Source organism: Stenotrophomonas geniculata ATCC 19374 = JCM 13324 (assembly GCF_001431625.1).
GTDB lineage: Bacteria > Pseudomonadota > Gammaproteobacteria > Xanthomonadales > Xanthomonadaceae > Stenotrophomonas > Stenotrophomonas geniculata.
In genome coordinates, this window is record NZ_LLXT01000045.1 from 1 (window position 1) to 7,031 (window position 7,031).

Sequence of the window (7,031 nt, forward strand, 5' to 3'; positions counted from 1 at the left end):
CGTGCATTCCGTGGGTTGGCGGGGTGGGTCCGGTTGAGGGGGACGCTGCAAGTACGTCCATGTAAGCTCGGTCGCCGCATCCATGCGGCTCACGCCCCCTCAACCGGACCCACCCCGCCTTCGACAGTTGGCCGCGATCTGTTGGAGCAGCACTCTGCTCTGGTGGGTGTCGACCTTGGTCGACACATCTGTCAGATATCGAATGAATTCATCCACGCATGGCATGGATCTACCGTGTCGACCAAGGTCGACACCCACCAACAGCCGCAGTTACCAACAGCCGCATGAATCTGTCGAAGGCGGGGCGGTGTGGGTGGGCAGGACCGTTGGCGCCATGGATGGCGCCATCGAGCCCCCATGGATGGGTTTACGGCGTGTCCTGACCACCCACACCGCCCCGCCAACTCACGGAATGCCGCTCTGGCTTTTGCCGTTGCCGTTGCCGTTGCCGTTGCATAGAGCAGGTGCAGGGCTGCAAGCCCTGCCGAAAACCCCCTTGGGCGTAGAATGCGGCCATGAGCGAATCCCTTGATAACCACCTGGTCCACGGCCGCCGCCAGCGGCCCGACGGCCCGTCGCCGATCGATGTCATCTCGGTCCAGTCGCAACTTGTCTACGGCCATGCCGGCAACAGCGCCGCCGTACCGCCGATGCGCGCGCTCGGCGTGCGCGTAGCCGAAATTCCGACCGTGCTGCTGAGCAACGCGCCGTTCTACGACACCACCCGCGGTCGCGTGCTGCCCGCCGACTGGTTCGCCGATCTGTTGCGGGGCACCCACGAGCGTGGCCTGCCGCAGCGGGCGAGGATGCTCGTCTCCGGCTACTTTGGCAGCACGGCCAATGGTGCCGCCTTCGCCGATTGGCTGGACGACATCCTGCCGGCCTGCCCGCAGCTGCGTTACTGCCTGGATCCGGTGATCGGTGATACTCACACCGGCCCCTACGTGGAACCGGGCCTGGAAGCGATCTTCGCCGAGCGGTTGTTGCCGCATGCCTGGCTGGTGACCCCGAACGCCTTTGAACTGAATCGCCTGACCGGCATGCCGGCGCTCGCCGAGGCCGATGCCATCACCGCCGCACGCACGCTGCTGGATCGTGGCCCGCACTGGGTGATCGCGCACAGCGTAGGCGGCACCCCGGGTGAACTGGTGACCCTGGCCGTTGGCCGCGAGGAGACCTGGCGCTGGACCTCGCCGCTGCTGCCGGTGGACGTGGCCGGTACCGGCGATGTGCTGATGTCGCTGGTGGTGTCGTTCCTGCTGCGCGGCGAATCGATGCAGCAGGCGATCTCGCGTGCGATTGCCGGCACCCACGCGGCGCTGGAGGCGACCCTGGACAACGGCTTCGAAGAGTTCGACGTGATTGCTGCAGCGCCTGCCGCGCTGGCCGAAGGGTCGCGCTTCCGCGCCGAACGCGTGGCATGAGCGGCCTGCTCGAACGTACGCCGCGCACGGTCGGCATCATCGGCAGTGCCGGCGCCTACGGGCGCTGGCTGACCCGCTTCTTCCAGCAGCACATGCAGCTGAAGGTGATCGGCCACGATCCGGCCGATCCGGACTCGCATACGCCGGAAGAGCTGCTGGCGCAGGCCGACGTGCTGGTGTTCTCGGCGCCGATCCGGCACACGCCCGCGTTGATCGCCGAGTACGTGCGGCAGTCCGCAGGCCGTGAACGCGACCGACTGTGGCTGGACGTGACCTCGGTGAAGGAAGCGCCGGTCCAGGCGATGTTGGCCTCTCAAGCCGAAGTGGTCGGCCTGCACCCGATGACCGCTCCGCCCAAGGCGCCGACCCTGAAGGGCCGGGTGATGGTGGTCTGCGAAGCGCGGCTGCAGCACTGGCAGCCGTGGGCCAATACGCTGTGCACGGCGTTGCAGGCTGAGTGCGTGCGCGCCACGCCACAGCACCACGACCAGATGATGGCGCTGGTACAGGCGATGGTGCATGCCACTCACCTGGCCCAGGCCGGCGTGCTGCGCCAGTACCAGCCGCAGCTGGGCGATCTGGCCACGATGATGCCGTATCGGTCGGCATCGTTCGAGCTGGATACGGCGATCATCTCGCGCATCCTGTCGCTCAACCCGGCGATCTACGAAGACATCCAGTTCGGCAACCCATACGTAGCGCCGATGCTGGAGCGGCTGGTCGGCCAGCTGCAGTCCCTGCAGGCGCAGGTCGGGCAGGGTGACGACGGTGCACGTGCTGCATTCCGGGAGCAGCTGCTGTCGGCCAATCGCACTGCCTTCGGCGAGCAGGCGCTGGCGGACGGCAATTACACATTCGAACGCGTGGGCTATCTGCTGGCTGACCTGACCGAGCGCAATGCGTTGTCAGTGCACCTGCCGGAAGACCGGCCGGGGTCGTTGCGTGAACTGCTGAACGTGTTCGAGCAGCACCGCATCAGCCTGGCGTCGATCCATTCTTCGCGAACGCCTGGCGGCGAAGTGCATTTCCGTATCGGATTCGTGGCCGGCAGCGATCCGGCGGCGATCACCCGGGCGGCGGCCGAGGTGGACGCCAGCGGCATCGGACGGGTGCTGGGCTGAATTCATCCACAGGCGATGTGGATGGTTTCTGAGCAAAGGTGTGGATAACCTCGCGCAGCCCTTGGCAGCCAAGGCTGTCAAGATGCTTGGTGAAAAATTGACCATGCCTTTTTGTAGCGTCGAGCCATGCTCGACCGCCTTTGGCAAAAAGCATGTCGACCAAGGTCGACACCCACCAGAGCGGGGCGGAATGAAATCCGGTAGCGCCGGGCCATGCCCGGCGAACCTCAGATCGTCAACCTCAACTCGCCGCCACTGGTGGTGAACTCGCGGCCATCGCGCACCAGCGGCCGCCCATCATCCAGCTCGTAGCGCGGCGTGGCTTCGGAATGGTGCCCGCTGCCATTCGCCTCGGGCTTGAACTCGATGATGATGTGACTTTCGCCGTTGCTGTCGACGGCGGGGAACTGACGGAACGACATCGTGCACCTCCTTCAGCGGATGCTGCAGTTGCGCGGCCAGCTTGGCCGCGCCGATGTTAGCCGGACGTCATCAATCGATGAACTGCAGGCGTGCCAGTTCAGCGTACAGTCCGTCTTCGGCCAGCAGCTGTGCGTGCGTGCCCTCGGCGACGATGCGGCCCTGGTCCATCACCACGATGCGGTCGGCCTTGAGCACGGTGGCCAGGCGGTGGGCGATGACCAGCGTGGTGCGACCCGCCATCAACCGTTCCAATGCCTGCTGCACGCTGTGTTCGCTCTGTGCATCCAGCGCGCTGGTGGCTTCATCCAGCAGCAGGATCGGCGCATCCTTCAGCAGCGCACGGGCAATCGCCACACGCTGCTGCTGCCCACCGGACAGGCGGGCACCGCGCTCACCCAGCTCGCTGTCATAGCCCTGCGGCAACGCGCGCAGGAAACCGTCGGCCTCGGCCGCTCGTGCGGCATCCTCGACCTCGGCGTCGCTGGCCTGCAGGCGGCCATAGCGGATGTTGTCGCGGGCACTGGCAGCGAACAGCGTAGGCTGCTGTGGCACCAGCGCCAGCTGCGCACGCAGCTCGGCCGGGTCGACCTGGCGCACGTCGATGCCGTCCACGTCGATGCGGCCGCTGGCCGGGTCATGGAAGCGCAGCAGCATCGAAAGCACCGTGCTCTTGCCCGCCCCTGACGGACCCACCAGCGCTACGGTCTCGCCGGGGCGCACATGCAGGTTGAAGTGGTCCAGTGCGGCCTGGTCCGGTCGCTGCGGGTAGTGGAACACCACGTCGTCGAACCGGATCTCGCCACGCAGCGGTTGCGGCAGTGCATGCGGCTGGGCCGGCGCGCGGATCTCGATGTCTTCCTGCAACAGTTCGCCGATGCGGCCCATGCCGCCGGCCGCGCGCTGCAGCTCGTTCCATACTTCGGCCAGCGCGCCCACCGAACCGCCGCCGATCAATGCATACAGCACGAACTGACCCAGCGTGCCGGCGCTGAGGCGGCCGTCGATGACGTCGTGCGCGCCCAGCCACAGCACACCGACGATGGCGCCGAACACCAGCAGGATGGCGCTGGCGGTGACCAGCGACTGCGCACCGATGCGGCGGCGGGCGGCGCCGATGGCGTCACCGAGCGCCTTGTCGAAGCGACCGCGTTCGTATGGTTCGCGTGCATGTGCCTGCACCGTGCGCACCGCGCCCAGCGTCTCGCTGGCCAGGCTGTTGGCATCGGCGATGCGGTCCTGGCTGTTGCGTGCGACGGTGCGCAGCTTGCGTGCGCCGATGATGATCGGCAGCACCGCCAGCGGAATGCCGAGCAGCGACCATGCGGCCAGCCGCGGGCTGGTGACGAACAGCATCGCCAGGCTGCCGATGACAGTGACCGTGCTGCGCAATGCTACGGACATGGTCGAGCCGACCACGCTGCGCAGCAGTTCGGTGTCCGCGGTCAGGCGCGAGACCAGTTCGCCGCTGCGGCTGCGGTCGTGGAAGCCGGCGCCCAGCTGGATCAGGTGGGCATACAGCTGGCTGCGCAGGTCGGCCACGACTTTTTCGCCGAGCAGCGACACGAAGTAGAAACGCGCGGCCGTGCCCAACGCCATCACGACCGCCACCAGCATCAGCAGGGCGAAGGCGCGGTTGATCTGGCCGCCACTGCTGAAACCATGATCGATCATCTGCTTCACCGCCGGCGGCAGGCTCAGCGTGGCGGCCGAAGACACCGCCAGGGCCAGCAGCCAGGCGGTGAACAGCCCGCTATGGCGGCGCACGAATGGCCACAGCGTGCGCAGGCTGCCGAGGCGCCGCAGCGGCGGGGTCGAAGCGGGGGCGTCGTCCTTGTCAGTCATCCTGGTCGTCGTCTTCTATGCGGATACGGTCACGGGTGGCGTCGCGCAGGCGGATTTTCAATGCGTCGACCTGATCGGCAGGCAATTCGATCCGCAGGCACACGCCATTGGCATCGAACTGTTCATCGCGCTTTTCGGCACCGAAGGCGGGCAGGGTGGCGTGCAGGGTACCCAGATCCTCGAAGCCGGCCAGCAGCTGCAGCCGGGCCATCACTAGCAGCGGCAGGCGCGGCGCGGTACGCAGGCACTCTGCGGCGGCGCCACCGTAAGCGCGTACAAGGCCACCGGCGCCGAGCTTGATACCGCCGAACCAGCGGGTCACCACCACCATCACCCGGTCGAAACCCTGGCCGTCGATCGCCGCCAGGATCGGACGTCCAGCCGTGCCGGCCGGCTCGCCATCGTCGCTGGAGCGATAGTCCTGCCCGTGCCGGTAGGCCCAGCAGTTGTGGGTGGCATCGGCCACCGCGACCTGCTGCAGGAACGCCATGGCCGCTGCGGCGCCTTCGATCGGCGCGGCATGGGCGATGAAACGGCTGTGTTTGACTTCCAGCGTGTGGCTGACCGGCTGGGCGAGAGTATCGAGCATTCCCGCCATTCTACGGGGTTGCCAGGTATTCCCGTCCGCTTCAGTCGTCCAGCAGTGGGTGCAGGTCGCGTGGCAGGCGCGCTTCCGGGTACTGCTGCATGTAACGCTCCAGGCTGGCACGGGCCAGATCGCGCTGGCCGTCGTCGCGTCGTGTACGGATTTTCTGCAGCCACTGCCGACGCGGCAGTCGTGCGTCGGCGTCCACCTCGGCCTGCACGGCGTCCGCGCTCAGGCCCGCATCGGTGCTGCGGCGCATGATGCCTGGTGCGGAACGGCTGGGAGCCTCACGCTTCATCGAGGTGATTTCTACCCGGTCCAGCGCCTGCGCCCGCTCGACTTCGGCGGCATTGGCTGCCGGTGCTGCGGCCGTGCGTGCTTTCAGCGCCCCGGACGCTGCCGGCGCGAATGCCGGTGCCGGTGCCGAGTAGGCGGCGGGTGCCGGTGGCGCAGGCGGCGCTGCTGCCGGCGCTGCGGCCGGAGCGGGCGGAAGGGCCGCAAAGGAGGTATCGGCGGCGGCATCTGCAGCCATCGATCGTGCAGCCTGGGCCGGCGCTTCAGCGGACTCGGCCGGCGCAGGCTTGCGCGTGCGCGCGATGACCGGTGCCGGGGCAGCGGCAACAGGGCCTGCCTCGGGCGCTGCGGGCGCTGCGGCCGGTTCCGCAGCCGCCACCGCGCTGTCGGCCGCACTGCTGTCAGCGGCCTGATCGGCAGCCGCAACGTCTTCTGCAGCAGCCGGTGCCGCAGCAACAGCGGCCTCACCGGCCGGAACCGGCGGCGGTTCCGGACGCAGCTGCCAGGCGATGCCAATGGCGAACACCATCGAGGCGGCGATGCCGAACACCGCCGGCCAACGCGGGCGTGTGCGCTGCGTGGGCGGCGCCTCGGGAGAGGCGACCGCATCGGCAGCCGGAGCGTCCACGGCAGCGCGGGCCGCGGCCAGGATGGCGGCGTCCAGTGCGGCGGGCGGTGCCTGATCGGCGCGACGGCCGAGCAGGCGGGACAGCTCGCGTTCTTCCGGCGTCAGCGGTTCGTCTCGGTTCATGCGTTCAATCCCGCACGCAGCTTGTCCATCGCATAGCGCAGCCGCGATTTCACGGTTTCCCGGCCTACGCCGGTGATCTGGCCGATCTCCTCCAGGCTCAGTTCCTGATCCAGCCGCAGCTGCAGCACTTCGCGCTGCTCCGGCGGCAGTTGTTCCATCGCCAGCTGGATGCGGCGACGTTGTTCGAATTCGGAAAGCTCACCTTCCGGGGTCTGCCCATCCTCGATCGCGGCCAGGCGCAGATCGGCGTCGGCCGGCGCGGCGGGGCGATGACGGGCGGCACGCCAATGGTCATTCAGGCGGTTGTGCGCAATGCGGAACAACCAGGTGCTGAACGCCGCCTCGGGCTGCCAGCCGGCGCGGGCGCTGATCACCCGCTGCCAGACGTCCTGGAAGATCTCCTCGGCCAGCGCGTTGTCGCGCAGTTGCCGCAGCAGGAAGCCGAACAGGCGCTTGCGATGGCGCGCATACAGGCTTTCGAATGCGCGCAGGTCGCCACCGGCCCAGGCCAGCATCAAGGCTTCATCGGTTGGCAGTGCGCTGGCTTCCACGGCGTACAGGGTAAGGCCTGCAGGCGATGGCGCATAGCC

General features: G+C 67.9%; 7 protein-coding genes. 2 read left to right on the plus strand and 5 right to left on the minus strand.

Annotation, left to right across the window (positions count from 1 at the left end; all coding sequences use genetic code 11):
- Positions 1 to 515 precede the first annotated feature (515 nt).
- Positions 516 to 1,424, plus strand: a complete 909-nt coding sequence (gene pdxY / locus ARC63_RS02590; RefSeq protein WP_057502452.1) for a pyridoxal kinase — start codon at positions 516 to 518, stop codon at positions 1,422 to 1,424.
- On the plus strand, positions 1,421 to 2,545 hold the full coding sequence (locus ARC63_RS02595) for a prephenate dehydrogenase (protein WP_057502453.1): 1,125 nt from the start codon (positions 1,421 to 1,423) through the stop codon (positions 2,543 to 2,545). Before pdxY ends, ARC63_RS02595 begins: the two co-directional genes overlap by 4 nt.
- A 227-nt stretch (positions 2,546 to 2,772) precedes the next feature.
- Here the strand turns inward: ARC63_RS02595 and ARC63_RS02600 are convergent, their stop codons facing one another.
- The 5 genes from ARC63_RS02600 to ARC63_RS02620 all read right to left on the minus strand — a co-directional run bounded on the left by ARC63_RS02600 (position 2,773) and on the right by ARC63_RS02620 (position 6,956).
- Complete coding sequence (locus ARC63_RS02600; protein WP_005409247.1) at positions 2,773 to 2,967, minus strand: hypothetical protein; 195 nt, start codon at positions 2,965 to 2,967, stop codon at positions 2,773 to 2,775.
- A 70-nt stretch (positions 2,968 to 3,037) separates the two neighbouring features.
- Complete coding sequence (locus ARC63_RS02605) at positions 3,038 to 4,810, minus strand: ABC transporter transmembrane domain-containing protein (protein WP_010484484.1); 1,773 nt, start codon at positions 4,808 to 4,810, stop codon at positions 3,038 to 3,040.
- Positions 4,803 to 5,399 carry an IMPACT family protein gene (locus ARC63_RS02610; RefSeq protein WP_043403374.1) on the minus strand — a complete coding sequence of 199 codons (597 nt, stop codon included), beginning with the start codon at positions 5,397 to 5,399 and terminating at the stop codon, positions 4,803 to 4,805. Before ARC63_RS02610 ends, ARC63_RS02605 begins: the two co-directional genes overlap by 8 nt.
- 40 nt (positions 5,400 to 5,439) lie before the next feature.
- Complete coding sequence (locus tag ARC63_RS02615; RefSeq protein WP_057502454.1) at positions 5,440 to 6,441, minus strand: hypothetical protein; 1,002 nt, start codon at positions 6,439 to 6,441, stop codon at positions 5,440 to 5,442.
- Positions 6,438 to 6,956, minus strand: coding sequence for an RNA polymerase sigma factor (locus tag ARC63_RS02620; RefSeq protein ID WP_229301621.1), 519 nt, complete (start codon positions 6,954 to 6,956; stop codon positions 6,438 to 6,440). Before ARC63_RS02620 ends, ARC63_RS02615 begins: the two co-directional genes overlap by 4 nt.
- Between the last annotated feature and the right edge of the window lie 75 nt (positions 6,957 to 7,031).

Bases quoted from the DNA above. Each gene is read 5' to 3' on its own strand.
- ARC63_RS02595 (WP_057502453.1), top strand. From the start codon at position 1,421: ATGAGCGGCCTGCTCGAACGTACGCCGCGCACGGTCGGCATCATCGGC.
- ARC63_RS02615 (WP_057502454.1), bottom strand. From the start codon at position 6,441: ATGAACCGAGACGAACCGCTGACGCCGGAAGAACGCGAGCTGTCCCGC.
- ARC63_RS02620 (WP_229301621.1), bottom strand. From the start codon at position 6,956: ATGCTGGCCTGGGCCGGTGGCGACCTGCGCGCATTCGAAAGCCTGTAT.
- pdxY (WP_057502452.1), top strand. From the start codon at position 516: ATGAGCGAATCCCTTGATAACCACCTGGTCCACGGCCGCCGCCAGCGG.
- ARC63_RS02610 (WP_043403374.1), bottom strand. From the start codon at position 5,399: ATGCTCGATACTCTCGCCCAGCCGGTCAGCCACACGCTGGAAGTCAAA.
- ARC63_RS02600 (WP_005409247.1), bottom strand. From the start codon at position 2,967: ATGTCGTTCCGTCAGTTCCCCGCCGTCGACAGCAACGGCGAAAGTCAC.
- ARC63_RS02605 (WP_010484484.1), bottom strand. From the start codon at position 4,810: ATGACTGACAAGGACGACGCCCCCGCTTCGACCCCGCCGCTGCGGCGC.